The organism is Pedobacter sp. MR2016-19 (assembly GCF_014947265.1).
GTDB lineage: Bacteria > Bacteroidota > Bacteroidia > Sphingobacteriales > Sphingobacteriaceae > Pedobacter.
In genome coordinates this window covers 123,660-140,901 of sequence record NZ_JADCNK010000004.1, presented here as the reverse complement: position 1 = coordinate 140,901, position 17,242 = coordinate 123,660, and the positions used below count along the sequence as shown (strand labels likewise).

The following is a 17,242-nucleotide window of genomic DNA, read 5'->3' as shown; positions in this document are numbered from 1 at the left end:
AGATATTCGTTATGAAAAAGATATATATATATAATTTAATATTTGCATCAATGCTCTTAGCTGTATCATCGTGCAAAAAAGCTTTGGAAATAAACCCGGTTGATACAATTGAACAAAGCAAGGCACTTTTAACTTCAAAAGATGTAGAGGTCGCATTAGTTGGTGCATATTCAGAATTCGGTAGTAGAAATTTTTATGGTGGCCGCCCTTTCCTAATGGCCGATTTTTTAGCAAATACCAATGCAATAGAATGGACCGGCACTTATGAAGAACTAACTCAATCAATTAAAAAATCATTACAAAAAACAAACAGTTATGTTAATAACGTTTGGGCTGCGGGTTACACAGCCATAAACGATGCAAATAATGTAATTTCTGCAATTAGTAAAGTTGATGCGGCAAAAAAGAACAAAGTAGAGGGTGAAGCTAAATTTATCAGAGGTGCTTCCTACTTCGAATTGGTTCGTCTATTTGGTAAAGCTTATAATGACGGGAGCCCAACAACAAACTTAGGTGTTCCTATTGTTTTAACACCAACAACAGCAGTAACTGAAGCTAGTTATGTGAGCCGGGCAACTGTAGCGGCTGTTTACACACAGGCAATTGCTGATTTAACTGATGCAGAAGCAAAATTACCTGCAACAAATGGCTTTTTTGCAACAAAATCTTCTGCTGCCGGTATGCTGGCAAGGTTATATCTGCAAATGGGAAATTATGCAGCAGCAGCAGCAGCAGCAAACAGAGTAATCGCGTCAGGTAATTATTCCTTAACACCGGCATTTATTGATGCCTTTCCAGCAATGGGTTCAACGCCCGGCGTTAATTCAAGTGAAGATATTTTCGCAACGCAGGTTACAACTTTAACAGGTTTTAACGGCTTCAACGAATTTTATGGTTCATCAACCTATGGAGGCAGAGGCGAGGCGATAATTTCTCAGGATTGGATTACCAATACCTATGCAACTAACGATGACAGAATAAATGCTTTTTATGAAGATGGCGATATGTTCACATCAAAGTATGCGAATGTATATGGAAATGTTCCTGTAATGCGATTATCAGAAATGTATTTAATAAGAGCAGAAAGTAATGTTCGTTTAGCACCAGCAGCTCCAGTTGGCGGTGTCACACCGCTTCAGGATTTAGCAACCGTTAGAAACAGGGCTGGCTTAACAACCACTACAGCTACACTCACAGATATTCTTAACGAAAGAAAACTAGAGCTTGCTTTTGAAGGTTTTGCTTTACACGATGCAAAAAGAACGCAAACTAATATTGGAAACATACCATGGAATTCTACCAGCTTAGTTTTCCCGATTCCACAAAGGGAGATTGATGCCAACAAAAACCTGGTTCAAAACCCAGGTTACTAGAGATGAATTGTAGCGGCTGTATCACAAACAAAATTGCGCCTCTTGGAATTGAATATTCTAAAATGCTCTACATAAGGATACGAGTAAAAATGACAAAGAGAGGCTGTGTTAACTTATGACACAGCCTCTTTCTAACCGTTAATTATCCAAATTTACTGAGTCTGTATCAGCTTGTTTGACTTTAGTCTAATATTCCATTCTTTTAAGAATAGAGTGTTTTGCATTTTTCTTTTCATCGTTATACCTAAATTAAGATTTACATTTCCTTAAATCGCTATTTATTGTTAAAGCTGTGCTATATATATTAATACAGGTACTCCATAGAAAATTAAAAAGTATCTAAAAAGCTACAAAAAAAACAATACAACAAATTCAAAAATGCAACTGTAAAATACTACATTGTGATGTATAAACCACATCTTCTGATACTTAAAAAAATTATTTATGAAACAAAACCCTAATTTAACTACCTTATTAAAGAAAACAGTTCTCGTTTTCTTTATTATTTCATCGATTTCAGCTTGTAAAAAAGCTCAAGAACCAAGCGTTATTTCATCTAAAAGCAATGAATTTAACAAAAATGGAATACCCACTCCATACTTTGATTGGTCAACGGCAGATTATATGCCGACTCCCGCAGGTTCTCAAACTATACTGGTACCTTGGGCCAATGGATCAGTAAGAGGGTTCACATCTGATATTCAATATGATTATTTACCTGTTGATGGTTGGAAATTACTGTACAATACATTTGATCCGGCTAAACCTTTACCGAGTAATCCATTTTTTGTTTTATATAATAAATATAGAGCGCTGTTAAGAGTCTACATTTATGTTACAACAAATGGTTTTCAAAACTCTGATTATTTAACCACAGGACTGAATCTAGGCCCAAATGCTATTAACTCAAATATGCTCAATTATTCCGGTCAAGACATTGTTAATATGAATATTGACAGCACTATTAAAATTGCATCAAAAATTGAACCTACGCAAATAGCAACAGGCGTTTGGTATGCGACGCAATATGAGATTGCTTATGATAGCAATATTAAAACAAGCACATTTCAACAAATAGGTGTAAATTCTACTATTAATTGGACAAATGTAAGTACCATTTCTCTTGGCGGAACAGCTGAAGGCACAATTAAAGGCTCAATTACTTCGCCCGGTAGCTCCCCTTTTTCTCTTTCAAAAATTCTAACAGGTACCTTAGATGCAGTTGGAGCATCCTTTTTCGCTGCTAATAAGGGAACCAATACTGCTAATGCTGGTGAAGGAAATAAATTAGGTCTACCAGCAGCAATATTTAATGCTTCAAGCACGGCATTAACAGGCGGTTTATCAGACATTGTTAAAGGTTTTTTTAGCGGCATTTTTGGTGGAAAAACCGGAGGTGTTAATCAATCTGTTTCATTAACAACTAATACTAATATTAATTTAACAGGAAACAGTACACAGAATGGCGCTTTGTGGCCGAATCCGGGTTTGGGCCTGGGTATTCCGGGTACAATAAACAGTCAATCTGCGGTTGGTTACTTACCTTATTATAATGAGCCTATGGGCTTATTTTACTTATCTAATACGCCTCATTCAAATGTTGTGTATCACTCTAGGCAGGAAGGTTTCGGAGGCAGAAATGATGTTTATTTTGTTAATCAATCTCTTTATTCTATAGATAACTCTTCTGTAAATTTAATCTTTAACCCCGATGTTGTTAATACAAGTGCGGATGGTGTAACCATAGATCCTTCAGATATTAAAAAAGATATCGTATTTCTGCCAGGCACCTACAATTCTGCACAAGATCTAGGTTTTAACGGAACACTAGAATCTGTTGGAAAACTCAAAGTATACACAGCATCTGGAACTGATGGAAAAGCTGGTGTATATTGGACTAAGTCTAATCCAGATTCATTCCCAAAAGGTAGAACAGCAATTAGAATTTCGTTTCATGTTACTCCAAACAGTAATCCTGCAGCAAGATTTCTGTATGTCAAAACCTTTCTTGCAACAGTAAATTAAAACAGTTAAATACTTATTACAAGCTACAATAGAGGATTATGTAGCTTGTAATTCAACAACATATTTTAAAACCTTTTTTTACAAAAAAAATTGAATCTTAAAAGATTACTTATACACAATTCTTGTTCACTATTAATCAGATTTAATTTAATAATCTTTTTCATCTTAACAATAAACAATTATTCCTTTGCTCAAAAAGAATTAGGAATTGGTGGAGGTTTTAATTTCAATACCTTAAGCATACCGCATCAAAATGGTAATAACGTAAAAACCATACCTAAACTAGGTTACTCACTATTTTTTCATTCAAGATTCTTCTTAAATAAATCATTTGATTTAGTATTCGAACCAGGAGTAAGTGAAAAAAATTACCAGAGAAGAGCAATTGATAATCAATATATTGAAGAAACCATTATTAATAAATATTTACAGTTGCCAATAAATTTGGACACCAAAATATTTAGTAGCAAAAAAAAAACAACATATTTAACTATAGGTGCTACCATAGGCTACTGGATTAAATCAGAAACAAGGGGATACCTTCCTGACATCTTTAGCAGTTTTAGTTCGTTTAACAATACTGAGCACTATAATTTAATTTATTTTAACAAAAAAAATGCTTTTGACAAAAAAAAAGACAGGCGTTATGACATTGCGATTAACTTAGGCTTCCGAGAGAGCTTTTATATCCGAAATACAGTTTTAAGCATAAACGCTTTCATTACTAAATCGATTACTAGTCAACAAAAAACTTATATGTTAAATCAAGAAATGCGAAGTAATCAGTCGATCACCCTTCAAATTGCATATTCTAAAAAATTAAAGCATCATGAAGATGAGTAGATGGTTTATTGTTTACTTCTTCATTACAACGATAGCAATTAGTTGCAAAAAGGAACAACCCTTTAATGAAAATCCCAAAAGTTTTAATGAAATTTATGAGACTTTCTGGAGAGAAATGAATGTTAACTATGTTTACTGGGATATAGATAAAACCAACTGGGATAGTTTATATAGTACATATAAACCTCTATTCAACAAACTTGACATTAATAATGAAAACGACATTAAAAGTTCAGTTTCATATTTTAAAAATCTAACTACCAAACTCATTGATTCACATTACAGTATTTCCTTTCAAAAGCAAATATTAAAAGACTCAATTATCTATCCCGCCTATACTAAAAACATCATATTAAAAAAAATACACAATAAATATGACTTCAGCAATCTAGTAACAAAGTATTTAGATACTGGATATATATCTTCCGCTTACTTTTATAGCGAAAACAATACCTCTAAATTACTCTTTACAAGGCTAGGAACTATAAATAATGGCATACTGTACTTTGCATGTAATCAGTTTGCAATATCAAGGACTATTCAATCAAAAGACCCAAACACAACATCGCTTTTAAATAAATTAGATTTTTATTTAAATGAATCTACAGATATTAAAGGATTAATATTTGACTTTAGAGGAAACAATGGTGGTGATATTGTAGATCTTAATTATTTACTTGGAAAAATCATCGATAAACCAGTACATTTTGGTTTCGTAAGGTATAAAAATGGCAATAATCGCTTAGATTATACTCCTTGGATAAATACAACCGTAAGCCCTCAGAGTACATCTAAAAAATTTAAATATCCAATAGTTGCTTTAGTAGACAATTATTCAGCCTCCTTATCAGAAACTTTTGCTATGGTTATCCACACATTACCAAATGGGATTATTGTTGGAGAAAGGACTTGGGGAGCAACTGGTCCTATTGCTAATAATAATATTTATAATTACGGAAGCTTCAATATACAAGGCTTCATGAATGTTACTATGGCTTCTGGAGAATTTAAGTATTTGGATAACCAAAGTTATGAAGAAATTGGTTTTCCCCCAGACATCAATGCAGCATTTAGCCTACCCTCTTATCAGGCAGGTATTGATTCCCAGTTACAAAAAGCCATAGATATATTTACGAAATAAAACATATAAAATACCCATGCAAAATCAGAGATATCTTATATGTTTATCGCTTAATAAAAAAAATTGAATAATAATAATTCTTCAATTAAAGTTTCTTCGCCGCTTCAATAATTTCTTCTACCACGCCCGGATCAAGCAGCGTAGAAGTATCGCCTAAATTAGTGGTTTCCCCTTCGGCAATCTTACGCAGAATTCTACGCATAATTTTGCCCGAACGTGTTTTGGGTAAACCAGAAACAAACAATATTTTATCAGGTTTGGCTATCGCGCCAATTACGCGGGTAACCGTTTGTAATATATCTTTTTTTGATAATTCTGCTTCACTATGCATTTCCGGGTAAATGACAAACGCATAAATCCCCTGCCCTTTTACATCGTGCGGATAACCTACAACTGCGCTTTCTACCACACCCGCATGCATGTTAATGGCATTCTCTACCTCCGCAGTACCAATTCGATGTCCCGAAACATTTAATACATCATCAACACGACCTGTGATTCGATAATAACCATCTTCATCACGCAAACAGCCATCACCAGTAAAGTATAAATTCTCGTAAGTAGAGAAATAAGTCTGTTTGCAACGCTCATGGTCGCCATAAGTGGTACGCAACATGCCTGGCCAGGGGAATTTAATACAAAGATTTCCCATTACGCCATTTCCTTCAATTTCATTTCCGTTTTCATCCACCAAAATCGGTTGAATACCTGGTAAAGGCAATGTGGCAAAGCTAGGTTTGGTTGGCGTTACGGTAGCAATAGGCGAAATCATAATACCTCCGGTTTCCGTTTGCCACCAGGTATCAACAATAGGCGCTTTGCCATGACCGATTTTCTCATCGAACCAATGCCAGGCCTCTTCATTAATGGGCTCTCCTACCGAGCCTAAAACACGGATTGAGCTTAGATCTTTGCCGTTTAAGGGATCTTCACCAAAACTCATTAAAGAACGGATGGCTGTAGGTGCGGTGTATAAGGTATTTACTTTGTGTTTTTCTACAATATCCCAAAAGCGAGATGGACTTGGGTAAGTCGGGATCCCTTCGAAAAGTACAGAAGTTGCACCTTGTGAAAGTGGACCGTAAACGATATAAGAATGTCCGGTAATCCAGCCAATATCGGCCGTACAAAAATAAACTTCACCAGGCTGGTAATTAAACACATTCGAAAAGGTATAACCCGCATAAACCATATAACCACCACAGGTATGCACCACACCTTTGGGTTTGCCTGTAGAACCAGATGTATAGAGAATGAATAACATATCTTCTGCATCCATTTCCTCTGCCTCGCAGATATCGTTGACGTGTTTAACTTCATCTTCCCACCATACATCTCTTCCTTTCAGCATGGAAACAGGTGTGCGGACATGGGTTAATACGATACATTTTTCTACCGTTGGGCAACCAATTAAGGCATCATCGATTACATCTTTTAAGGGAATTTGCTTGTTGCCACGGTAAGCACCATCAGCAGTAATCACTACTTTACACTGCGAATCGTTAATCCTGTCGGCAATCGATTTAGCAGAAAATCCGCCAAAAATTACCGAGTGAACAGCACCAATCCGGGCACAGGCCAAAACAGCAATAGCCAGTTCGGGCACCATAGGCATGTAAATACAAATACGGTCGCCCTTTTTAGCACCATTACGTTTTAAAACATTGGCAAAACGGCAAACACGCTCATGCAACATTTTATAAGTATAAGTAACACTTTCTTCTTCCGGGTTATTGGGTTCCCAAACAATGGCTGGTTTATCTCCATTGGTAGCCAAATGCCGGTCTAAACAATTTTCGGTGATGTTAAGTTTAGCACCTTCAAACCACTTGATATTTGGTTCGTTAAAGTTCCAGGATAATACCTTGAACCAGGGCTTGCGCCATTGAAAGTTCTGCGCCACTTCGCCCCAAAACTGCTCAGGGTTTTCTACGCTTTTCTTATAATCTTCTTCGTATTGCTTGAAAGATGTAATTTGCATTGCTCGTTCTTATGTATTGTATTAGTGGGGCTAATTTAAATAAATAATAATAAGGAGAAATAGTCTAATCGTATCAAAATGAATATCAAACGTTTGATTTTGGAATATTTATTTTAATCCAGTTAAGATCTGAAGATTTTAATATAAGGCATGAACAAGCATTACACAACCCTTCTCGACTTATTGAATAATAATTATAAAAATAATTAGCTAGGCTATTGCTGTTTACAATTATTATTCAGATATTTGCACACTCTTAAAAAAATTAAGCGGACGATATTAACAACTATATTTACAAGTCATGTCAAGAGTTTGTGATTTAACAGGAAAAAAAGCAATGGTAGGTAACAACGTTTCTCACTCAAACGTTAAAACCAAACGCAAATTTTACCCAAACCTACAACTTCAGAAATTTTATATTCCTGAAGAAAACCGTTGGATTACGTTGAAAGTTTCTACTTCAGCGATTAAAACCATCAATAAAGTGGGCATTAGCGAAGCAATTAACCGTTTCGTAAAAAAAGGATTTTTGTAAAAAACATTAACTGTTGAGATTAACAGTTTTCAATTTATATTAAAATGGCAAAAAAAGGTAACAGAGTTCAGGTTATTTTAGAATGTACTGAACATAAAGAAAGTGGCATGCCAGGTATGTCTAGATATATTTCTACCAAAAACCGTAAAAACACTACTGAGAGATTAGAATTGAAAAAATTCAATCCAGTATTGAGAAAAGTAACCGTACATAAAGAAATTAAATAGGTTAAGAATAAAAGACCAAAGCTTAAAGACTAAAGCATTTGCAAGTCTCAAATCTAATGTCTGATATCTCAAATCTAATAATTAAAATTATAAGAACATGGCAAAGAAAGTAGTTGCAACCCTTAAAACAGGTACAGGTAAAGAATATTCGAAAGTAATTACAATGGTAAAATCACCAAAAACTGGTGCTTACTCATTCAAAGAACTTATCGTACACAACGACCACGTAAAAGATGCTATTGCATCTAAATAAGGTTAATATTTTTTAATATTAAAAATATTAAAGGCCGTTCCGTTTTAACCGGAAGGGCTTTTTTTGTTATATAAAAATTTAGATATGGGTTTATTCGATTTTTTCAAAAAGAAAGAAACTGCGCCTGAAGCTCAGGAAGCACTGGATAAAGGTTTAGAGAAAACCAAAGACGGTTTCTTTAATAAAATTACCAAGGCCGTAGCAGGAAAATCTTCTGTTGATGATGAAGTACTCGATAATCTGGAAGAGGTTTTGGTTACTTCTGATGTAGGCGTAAGTACCACCTTAAAAATTATCAAACGTATCGAAGAGCGTGTTGCCAAAGATAAATATCTTAACACTTCTGAGCTTAACTTTATTCTGCGTGATGAAATCCAACTGCTGTTATCAGAAAATAACAGTAACGATTTCCGCCAGTTCGAATATGGCGACCATAAACCTTACGTAATTATGGTGGTTGGTGTAAATGGTGTGGGCAAAACCACTACCATTGGGAAGCTGTCGCATAAACTTAAAGAATCGGGACTTAAAGTAGTATTAGGTGCTGCCGATACCTTTAGGGCTGCTGCCGTTGAACAGATTAAACTTTGGGGCGAACGCGTTGGCGTAAGGGTGGTGGCACAGCCTATGGGGTCTGATCCTGCTTCAGTGGCTTTTGACACTTTACAATCGGCCGTTGCCAGTAACGAGGATGTCGTAATTATTGATACAGCCGGCCGTTTACACAATAAAATCGGCTTGATGAATGAGCTGGGCAAAATTAAACAGGTAATGCAAAAGGTAGTACCAGGTGCACCGCACGAAATTTTATTGGTATTGGATGCCTCGACCGGACAAAACGCCTTTGAGCAATGCAAACAGTTTACCGAAGCTACTGATGTGAATGCATTGGCCATTACAAAATTAGATGGAACGGCAAAAGGTGGTGTAGTGATCGGAATTTCAGATCAATTCAGAATTCCTGTTAAATATATCGGTGTAGGAGAAAAAATTGGCGATTTACAGCTTTTTGACAAGAAAGAGTTTGTGAATAGTTTGTTTAAATAACACTTCGTGGTTGATTCCACCGATTTAAGTGATTACGCCGATTAGTGGATTCACAGATTTTATATAGATTTATATATGATCGAATATGAAAAAGACACCTTAACACAAACCATTATAGGCTGTTGTTATGAAGTTCATAATCAGTTAGGTCCGGGATTTCTGGAAAAAATATACGTTAATGCGCTAAAAATCAAACTTCAACAGGCAGGTTTAAATTACACGGCAGAAAAAGAATTCAGCGTTGTATTTGAGAACATTGTTGTAGGAAAATTCAGATGTGATCTTTTTGTTGAAAATAAAGTAATTGTAGAATTAAAATCGGTGACAGGATATCAACCTAAGTTATTTCAAAGTCAACTTATATCATACTTAAAAGCGAGCAAAATTAAAACCGGATTATTGATTAACTTTGGCAACACAAGCTGTGAGGTAAAACGCTTATCTATTTAACAGCAAAACAGGCATTAAAACCCTTAATCTATTAATCCAATCATAAGATTAATCACCGAAATCGTTAATAATCGGTGGAATCATACACAATATGAATACCAAAATAGTAAGAAGTAAAAGCGCAGTTAAACAACCTAAAATTAATGTAATTACATTAGGTTGTTCTAAAAACATATACGATTCGGAAGTGTTGATGGGGCAGTTGCGTGGCAACAATTTAAACGTTGTGCACGAATCAGACAAAATGGGCAAAGACGATATCGTTGTAATCAATACCTGCGGTTTTATCGACAATGCTAAACAGGAATCAATTGATACCATCCTTCAGTTCAGCGAGTTGAAAGAAGCTGGTAAAATTGGTAAGGTAGTGGTTACAGGTTGTTTATCTGAACGCTACAAACCTGAGTTGGAATCAGAAATTACCAACGTTGATGCCTTTTTCGGCACCAATGATTTACAAAATATTCTGCACGAACTAGGTGCTAACTACAAACACGAACTGATTGGCGAACGTTTGCTCACTACTCCATCCCATTTTGCTTATTTCAAAATTGCTGAAGGCTGTAACCGTCCCTGCTCTTTCTGCGCCATTCCTTTAATGCGTGGCAAGCACATGAGCAAACCTATGGAAGAACTGGTTAACGAAGCTAAAATATTGGCCAAAAACGGCACCAAAGAACTGATTTTAATTGCTCAGGATCTTACTTATTACGGATTAGACCTTTACGGCGTACGTAAATTAGATGAGCTGATGCGTCGCCTGTCGGATGTTCCCGGAATCGAATGGATCCGTTTGCAATACGCCTACCCTTCTGGTTTCCCGATGGAAATTTTAGATGCCATGAATGAGCGCGACAACATCTGCAACTATCTGGATATGCCACTACAGCACATTACCGATAACATGCTAAAATCGATGCGTCGCGGTACCACTAAACAGAAAACCATCGATCTGGTTAACCAGATTAGAGATAAAGTTCCGAATATCGCTATGCGTACGACTTTAATCTGCGGTTATCCTGGCGAAACTGAATACGATTTTGAAGAAATGAAGGAATGGGTTGCCGAAACCAAATTCGATCGTTTGGGTTGCTTTACCTACTCGCACGAGGAAAAAACACATGCCCATAGTTTGGTTGATGATATCCCGGATGAAGTTAAACAACAACGTGTTGATGATATCATGGAAATACAACAAGGCATTTCATTTGATATTAACCAGGAAAAAGTAGGCAAAACCTTCAAAGTGCTGATTGATAAAAAAGAAGGTGATTTTTTTGTAGGCAGGACCGAATATGATTCGCCAGAGGTAGATAATGAAGTGTTAATCGATGCTGCAACAGGTTATGCGGCTAATGGAAGTTTTGTTAATGTAAAGGTTGACAGGGCAGAAGATTTCGATTTATACGGAACAATCGTTTAATAAAAAAACTTAACCAATTAAAAATCCCAAGAGTAAGCCTCTTGGGATTTTTTGTTTTAAGACTATAATCATACCTTTTTACGAACTGCCATATATTATTTAAGGCATTTCGATGTTTCCCCTATTCAAGCTCAATACAAACTTTTAGGAAAACTTATTTTATGATATAGTGCATTTTACTTAGTTTTTTGATGCTGGTCTGGTCTTAATCTGACTAGGTTTTAACCAGATTTTAGCTCCTTTTGAGTTTACATAGTATTTCTCATTTTTTGCATTGATATAAACATCAGAACCGTCTGGTGCCATTTTGCCTTTCCAGGTTTTATCAGCAACTTTCGAACTACCTTTTACCGCTACCTCAGCAGTTTTATTCCCTACCGATTTAGCACCTTTACCAATTGCTTTTCCGGTATGATCTATTGCTTTACCTACCTCAGTTTTTTTCTTTTCCTGTGCGCTCACACTAAGGGTTACACCGCCAATTAAGGCCATTGATAATAAACCCATTACTAATTTCTTTTTCATGACAGCTATATTTTTATTTAACTGATAATGATAACAGTTCGCCACCTCTTTTGTTTGATAGCAAAGTATTTATTAATAAATGTTATTAGATTTTTTTTGAGATTGAGAAACGTAATTTTCAGGATGCTTTTTTAGCATGCAGGGTATCATTTTAGTTTTACTATTTTTTTGGAGCGCAAGGACAGTGATCATGATTAAAGCCTGGTCCCGTGCTACGCTGTATCCTTACGCTGCGCTTCAGGGATGCCGCTACGCCCGGGGCTAGAAACGTTGTTCCTGCAAAGAACAAAATACAAAATGTCTATAATAGGCAAAGCGTTAATGTTCCTTACACTGTCCTCTGTTAAATAAACCTTATTTTAGTGGTTATCCTTTTTGGCGCACAAACAAGAATGTTTCCACTAAGCTCTCACAAAAAGATAATAGCGGAAAGAAGGACTGTCCTAACCGAAAAGCAAAGAAACCTGCTTTACAAAAATAATTATTGAATCAAATCACTATAATTATTAACCTACGCTAATTTTAGTTTAATTTCTCTGCCAATAGCTTCATTTCTATCTGTGGCGATCGTTTCTCGTAAATGATGCTGTGAACAGCCTTACAGATGGGCATGTCTACATTATACTCCTGGTTTTTGATGTGCATGCATTTTGCGGCATAATAACCTTCGGCTACCATATTCATTTCTAACTGTGCCGATTTTACGGTATACCCCTTGCCTATCATATTACCAAAAGTACGGTTGCGGCTAAACTGTGAATATGCAGTTACGAGCAAATCGCCCAGATAGGCTGATTCTTTAATGTCGCGATCAATGGGATGAACCAAATCTACAAAACGTTTGATTTCTCGTATGGCGTTGCTAATGAGCACGGCCTGAAAGTTATCGCCATAACCTATGCCATGGCAAATGCCGCTGGCTACGGCGTAAATATTTTTTAAAACCGCAGCGTATTCGGTACCGAAAATATCGTCAGAAACATTGGTTTTAATGTAGCGTGTATTTAAAATCGAGGCAAATGCTGCTGCCTTATCTACATCGGTACAGGCAATAGTCAGGTAAGAAAGTTTCTCAAAGGCTACTTCTTCTGCATGGCAGGGGCCGCTTACTACAAGAATATCATGATACGGGATGTTGTATTTTTCGTTCAAAAATTCGCCGATAATCAGGTTATCTTCGGGTACGATTCCCTTAATGGCAGATACTATTTTCTTACCTCTTAAATCTTCAGGGGTTATGGCAGACAGTGTTTCCTTTAAAAAAGCTGCAGGAACATTTAAAATAACAAAATCAGCTGATTTTATAATCGAACTGATATCAGACGAGATATTGTCCTGATTGAGCTTTAGCTCAACAGAACTGAGGTAATGAGGATTGTGTTTAAATTTTTTAATGTGTTCAATGGCTGTTTCGTTACGCATCCACCAAAAAATCTCTTTCTCAGACAAATTATCTGCAAGCATTTTTACGATGGCAGTAGCCCAGCTCCCGCCCCCTATCATTGCTATTTTAGGTACCATGATTATATAAAAGGTTTAAGGTAAAAGGTGTAAAACTCTTTTTCAAAAGGTATAAGGCAAAAGGTGTAAGGCTTAAGGTTAGGCTTAATGCCCTATACCTTAAATCTTACACCCTAAACCTTAGGAATACACCTTAAACAACGCAAGTTACTATTTCTTGCTATTATTTATAAATTACTTCTTTCCGTCTTTGCTAAACAATTGGTCTTTAGCTGTTTTTTCTACAACCATACCGTCTTTCAATTTGTTCTGAATGGCAGAATAAGGACCAGTTACAACTTCATCTCCGGCTTTAACACCCGATTTTACAATAATAAACTGATCGTTCTGGATACCCGTTGTCACCTCTGTTTTTTTAACTTTTTTACTTTTAGCATCGTAAGTGTAAACATATTGCTTTACCTTTTTGTCGGTAAGTTTCGATTTCTGTTTATCGGTATTTTCCTGGTTGCCCTGGTTATTGTTGCTACCACCCGATTTTGCATTATCAGTAAACACCGCCTGGATTGGAATAGCCAATCCGGTTAACGATTCGCTTTCAATATCAACCGTTGCCGACATGCCCGGACGGAAAATAGATTGTTGTTTGCCTTCCATTTCTTCGGTAATCCTGATTTTTACAGAAAAATTGGTTACCTGATCTACTGAGGTTGATACTGCAGTACCCACTGCTGTTGATGAACTAGCAATTTCGGTAACCACACCTCTGAATTTCTTATCAGAAAATGCGTCAACCTCAATAGAAGCTTTATCGCCAACTTTAACGCGGGTAATGTCGTTCTCGTTTACATCTACATTAACTTCCATAGATGAAAGATTAGAAATACGCATAATCTCGGTACCTGCCATTTGCGAAGTTCCTAAAATACGGTCGCCAAGCTCAATTGACAATTTAGAAACCACACCATCAACCGGTGCGTAAATAGTGGTTTTAGCTAAGTTAGCACCCGCTTCTTTAACATTTGCACCAGTTTGCTCTAAAGTAAATTTGGCGCCGGTAACATTTTCTTTTGCACTGGCTAAATTTGCCTTAGCGGTTAAAAACGCCGCTTTAGCTGAATCGAACTCTGAAGCTGAAATTACTTTTTTATTAAAAAGCTCAACATTACGTTTGTAGGTAGCTTCAGCATTCACAAAATTAGCCTGGTTTTGCGCAAGCTGTTGTTGTGCTGCAGCTACACTGGCTTTTTGTGCATTAAAACTAGCTACTGTTCTTTCGTATCCCGATTGTAACACATCCGGACGTACTTTACAAAGCAACTGGCCTGCTTTAACAATATCTCCCTCTTTTACTTTTAATTCTACTACCTCTCCAGATACCTCAGAACTTAATTTAACCTCAGTTTCTGGCTGGATTTTTCCACTTGCGGTAACTGTTTCCACAACAGTTTTATCTGATGCTTTTTCTGTAGTTACTTTTTCGGTTTTATTTCCACCTATCACGCCGGCCAGTTTGAGCACAACCAGAAGGACTACGATAGCAACTACGGTAATAATAATATGCTTCAGTTTCATAATTTGTATTGTATTTCGTTTATTTAAAGTTGTAATATTTAAGCTTTAGCATTTAGTCTTAAAAAACAATCTGTTTGCCTAAATAATAATCAATTACTTTGGCACGGAACAGTAAGTCGTATTTTGCTAAGATAAAATCTATTTCGGCTTTATTTTTATTGGTTTGTGCAGTACTGTAATCCAAAGAGTTTACTAAGCCAACAGCATAACGCTGCTCGATAACATAAAAGGCATCTTTTTGTGCCTGAAAGGCATTTTGGGTAGAAGAATACCTGCTTTGCGCGGCATTTAAATCGGCGACAGCCTGATTGATTACTTTGATCAGGTTGTTTTTAGAGATTTGCTCATCTGTTTTGCGCTGCTCGAATACTATTTTAGCCTTTCTTACGGTCGACCTGGTTGTAAAACCATTAAAAATAGGAATTGAAATACCCATATTAATTGATTTACCGAAGTTGTCTGACAGTTGACTAAAAAATGGACTGTTTCCAGGGAAAGCAAACTGGTACTGATAGAAAGATCCTAAACCTCCTCCAAAAGTAACTTTAGGGTAATAACTACCTTTGGCTACATCAATTGCTTTTTCTGCTGCTTTTGTATTTAAACTTGCCAATTTGATATCGGGAAATGTATTTAAGGCCTGACTGTAAATATCACTTGGCACATAATTATTCTGAATGTTATTCAATTCGTTAACCAATGGCGGCTGTACCTTAAATGTCATTGGTGGCTGAATTTCCATTAATTGTCCTAAAGTTAAATAGGATATTGTCAACTGATTCTGCGCATTGGTTAGATTAAGCTCAGCGGTTGCAGCCTGCGATTTGGCCTGCGAAATATCGGCTAAAGTTTTATTACCAACATCCAAAAGGGCCTGTTCTCTTTTTAAAGTAGAATTAGCTACGTCTAATTGTTGCTGCGTAGCTTTAACCTGATCCTGGTTATTTAAAACCTGCAAATAAGCGGTCACCACCTGCAGAATAAGATCATTTTTTACTTTGTCTACATTGGTTTGATCTACGGCCAGCAATAACTTATTCTGTCTGATCTGATTCAGTTGAGCGCCACCTCCAAATACCTGCACATTCGCAGATACATTAGGATTTAAGGTATAATTTTGTGTATTTAGAAACAACCCTGATGTTACCTGGCTCCTTCCCCATTGCATAGATTGGTTAACAGAACCGTTTACAGTGGGCAATAAAGCATTTTTAGATTGGCGTACATTTTCTTCGCTAAGCGCGGCATTAAATGCGGCTTGTTTGATGTTTAGATTGTTTTTTAATGTGTTTTCGACCGCTTGTTGAATGCTGATCACTTCTTGAGCCTTAATTTGCTGATTAAAACTTAATGCCACTAATAACGCAGATCCGGTAATTAACTTATTCTTGGTAAACATCTTCATAATTTGTTTCAAATCTATATAAACAACTTTAATAATTTCAATCTGTTCAGGCATTTACTAACTTTGAACTTAAATGTACCTGATCAAATCACCGCTTCTGCTAAAATGGTATTATCCATCATTGTTATGGAATAAATCCCGCACCGAAAAAGTTATTTATTTGACCTTTGACGATGGACCCATACCCAATGTTACAGATTTTGTATTAAAAACTTTAAAAGTATTCAATGCTAAAGCTACATTTTTTTGCATCGGTGATAATATTGTTAAACACCCCGAAGTTTTTGAACGCGTCAAAACCGACGGGCATGCCATTGGCAACCATACTTTCAATCATTTAAAAGGTTGGAAAACCGATGATGAAACCTACCTTCAAAACACAATAAAATGCCAAGAACTTACGAAAACTGAGCTTTTCCGTCCACCTTACGGGAGGATTAAGAAAAGTCAGATTCTGAGTCTGAAGTCCAAAGTCCGGAGTTCGGAGTCAATATCCCAAAATTCACAAACCGATTCAAATCCCAAATCTCAAATCTCAAATCTGAAAATCGTAATGTGGGATGTACTTAGCGGCGATTTCGACACTAAACTCTCACCCGAAAAATGTTATCAAAATGTGATTAAACATACCGAAAATGGTTCTATAATTGTATTTCACGATAGTTTAAAAGCATTCGACCGTTTATCTTACGCACTTCCCAAAGTATTGGCTTATTTTACTGAAAAAGGTTTTACATTTTCAACATTATAGTTCGAAGCCAATCTTATGCCAAGGCTTTACATACATTTCAACAAACTGAATATCAACACATTAATATACTATTAAATAAATAACTGTTCAAGATCGCACAAACATGTCCGATAACGAACGGTTAACCAAGTTATTAAGATGCTATCGTTTATCACTAATTTACCTAACTACAGCAGAAATCTTTTTACATAGTTCAAAGATTTCTCCACTGCGGTCGAAATGACGAT

Annotated in this window: 16 protein-coding genes; 11 read left to right on the top strand and 5 right to left on the bottom strand. The window is 36.2% G+C overall.

What is annotated here, in order from left to right:
* Positions 1–11: 11 nt before the first annotated feature.
* From IM793_RS07685 to IM793_RS07670, 4 genes are all read left to right on the top strand, one after another.
* On the top strand, positions 12–1,373 hold the full coding sequence (locus IM793_RS07685; protein ID WP_193420450.1) for a RagB/SusD family nutrient uptake outer membrane protein: 1,362 nt from the start codon (positions 12–14) through the stop codon (positions 1,371–1,373).
* Positions 1,374–1,817: 444 nt separating this feature from the next.
* Positions 1,818–3,398: a hypothetical protein gene (locus IM793_RS07680; protein WP_193420449.1), complete on the top strand. Its 1,581-nt coding sequence runs from the start codon at positions 1,818–1,820 to the stop codon at positions 3,396–3,398.
* Positions 3,399–3,488: 90 nt separating this feature from the next.
* Positions 3,489–4,241, top strand: a complete 753-nt coding sequence (locus tag IM793_RS07675) for an outer membrane beta-barrel protein (protein WP_193420448.1) — start codon at positions 3,489–3,491, stop codon at positions 4,239–4,241.
* Positions 4,228–5,382, top strand: coding sequence for a S41 family peptidase (locus tag IM793_RS07670; protein ID WP_193420447.1), 1,155 nt, complete (start codon positions 4,228–4,230; stop codon positions 5,380–5,382). The genes IM793_RS07675 and IM793_RS07670 overlap by 14 nt, the downstream gene beginning before the upstream one ends.
* A gap of 85 nt (positions 5,383–5,467) precedes the next feature.
* On the opposite strand, the gene acs is transcribed toward IM793_RS07670, so the two are convergent.
* Positions 5,468–7,363 carry an acetate--CoA ligase gene (acs, locus tag IM793_RS07665; RefSeq protein WP_193420446.1) on the bottom strand — a complete coding sequence of 632 codons (1,896 nt, stop codon included), beginning with the start codon at positions 7,361–7,363 and terminating at the stop codon, positions 5,468–5,470.
* Positions 7,364–7,664: 301 nt separating this feature from the next.
* Here acs and rpmB point away from each other — a divergent pair, with 301 nt between their 5' ends.
* From rpmB to rimO, 6 genes are all read left to right on the top strand, one after another.
* Entirely contained in the window at positions 7,665–7,898 is a 234-nt protein-coding gene (rpmB, locus tag IM793_RS07660; RefSeq protein WP_025145121.1) for a 50S ribosomal protein L28, read from the top strand.
* A 44-nt stretch (positions 7,899–7,942) separates the two neighbouring features.
* Positions 7,943–8,125, top strand: a complete 183-nt coding sequence (gene rpmG / locus IM793_RS07655) for a 50S ribosomal protein L33 (protein ID WP_010599807.1) — start codon at positions 7,943–7,945, stop codon at positions 8,123–8,125.
* A gap of 97 nt (positions 8,126–8,222) precedes the next feature.
* Positions 8,223–8,378 (top strand): DUF4295 domain-containing protein, encoded by a 156-nt coding sequence (locus IM793_RS07650; RefSeq protein WP_010599808.1) that lies wholly within the window; start codon positions 8,223–8,225, stop codon positions 8,376–8,378.
* An 84-nt stretch (positions 8,379–8,462) separates the two neighbouring features.
* Positions 8,463–9,425, top strand: coding sequence for a signal recognition particle-docking protein FtsY (ftsY, locus tag IM793_RS07645; RefSeq protein WP_193420445.1), 963 nt, complete (start codon positions 8,463–8,465; stop codon positions 9,423–9,425).
* 75 nt (positions 9,426–9,500) lie between these two features.
* Entirely contained in the window at positions 9,501–9,875 is a 375-nt protein-coding gene (locus tag IM793_RS07640) for a GxxExxY protein (protein WP_193420444.1), read from the top strand.
* A gap of 91 nt (positions 9,876–9,966) precedes the next feature.
* Entirely contained in the window at positions 9,967–11,298 is a 1,332-nt protein-coding gene (gene rimO / locus IM793_RS07635; protein WP_193420443.1) for a 30S ribosomal protein S12 methylthiotransferase RimO, read from the top strand.
* A 180-nt stretch (positions 11,299–11,478) separates the two neighbouring features.
* Here the strand turns inward: rimO and IM793_RS07630 are convergent, their stop codons facing one another.
* The 4 genes from IM793_RS07630 to IM793_RS07615 form a co-directional block, all read right to left on the bottom strand.
* Positions 11,479–11,823, bottom strand: a complete 345-nt coding sequence (locus IM793_RS07630; protein ID WP_121283797.1) for a hypothetical protein — start codon at positions 11,821–11,823, stop codon at positions 11,479–11,481.
* A 522-nt stretch (positions 11,824–12,345) separates the two neighbouring features.
* A complete protein-coding gene (locus IM793_RS07625; RefSeq protein ID WP_227256173.1) occupies positions 12,346–13,344 on the bottom strand; it encodes an NAD(P)H-dependent glycerol-3-phosphate dehydrogenase in 999 nt (332 codons plus the stop codon).
* Between the two features lie 174 nt (positions 13,345–13,518).
* Positions 13,519–14,859 (bottom strand): efflux RND transporter periplasmic adaptor subunit, encoded by a 1,341-nt coding sequence (locus IM793_RS07620; RefSeq protein ID WP_193420442.1) that lies wholly within the window; start codon positions 14,857–14,859, stop codon positions 13,519–13,521.
* Positions 14,860–14,917: 58 nt separating this feature from the next.
* A complete protein-coding gene (locus IM793_RS07615) occupies positions 14,918–16,318 on the bottom strand; it encodes a TolC family protein (RefSeq protein WP_121283801.1) in 1,401 nt (466 codons plus the stop codon).
* 19 nt (positions 16,319–16,337) lie between these two features.
* Between IM793_RS07615 and IM793_RS07610 the strand changes: the two genes are divergently transcribed.
* Positions 16,338–17,015: a polysaccharide deacetylase family protein gene (locus IM793_RS07610; RefSeq protein WP_193420441.1), complete on the top strand. Its 678-nt coding sequence runs from the start codon at positions 16,338–16,340 to the stop codon at positions 17,013–17,015.
* Positions 17,016–17,242: the final 227 nt, after the last annotated feature.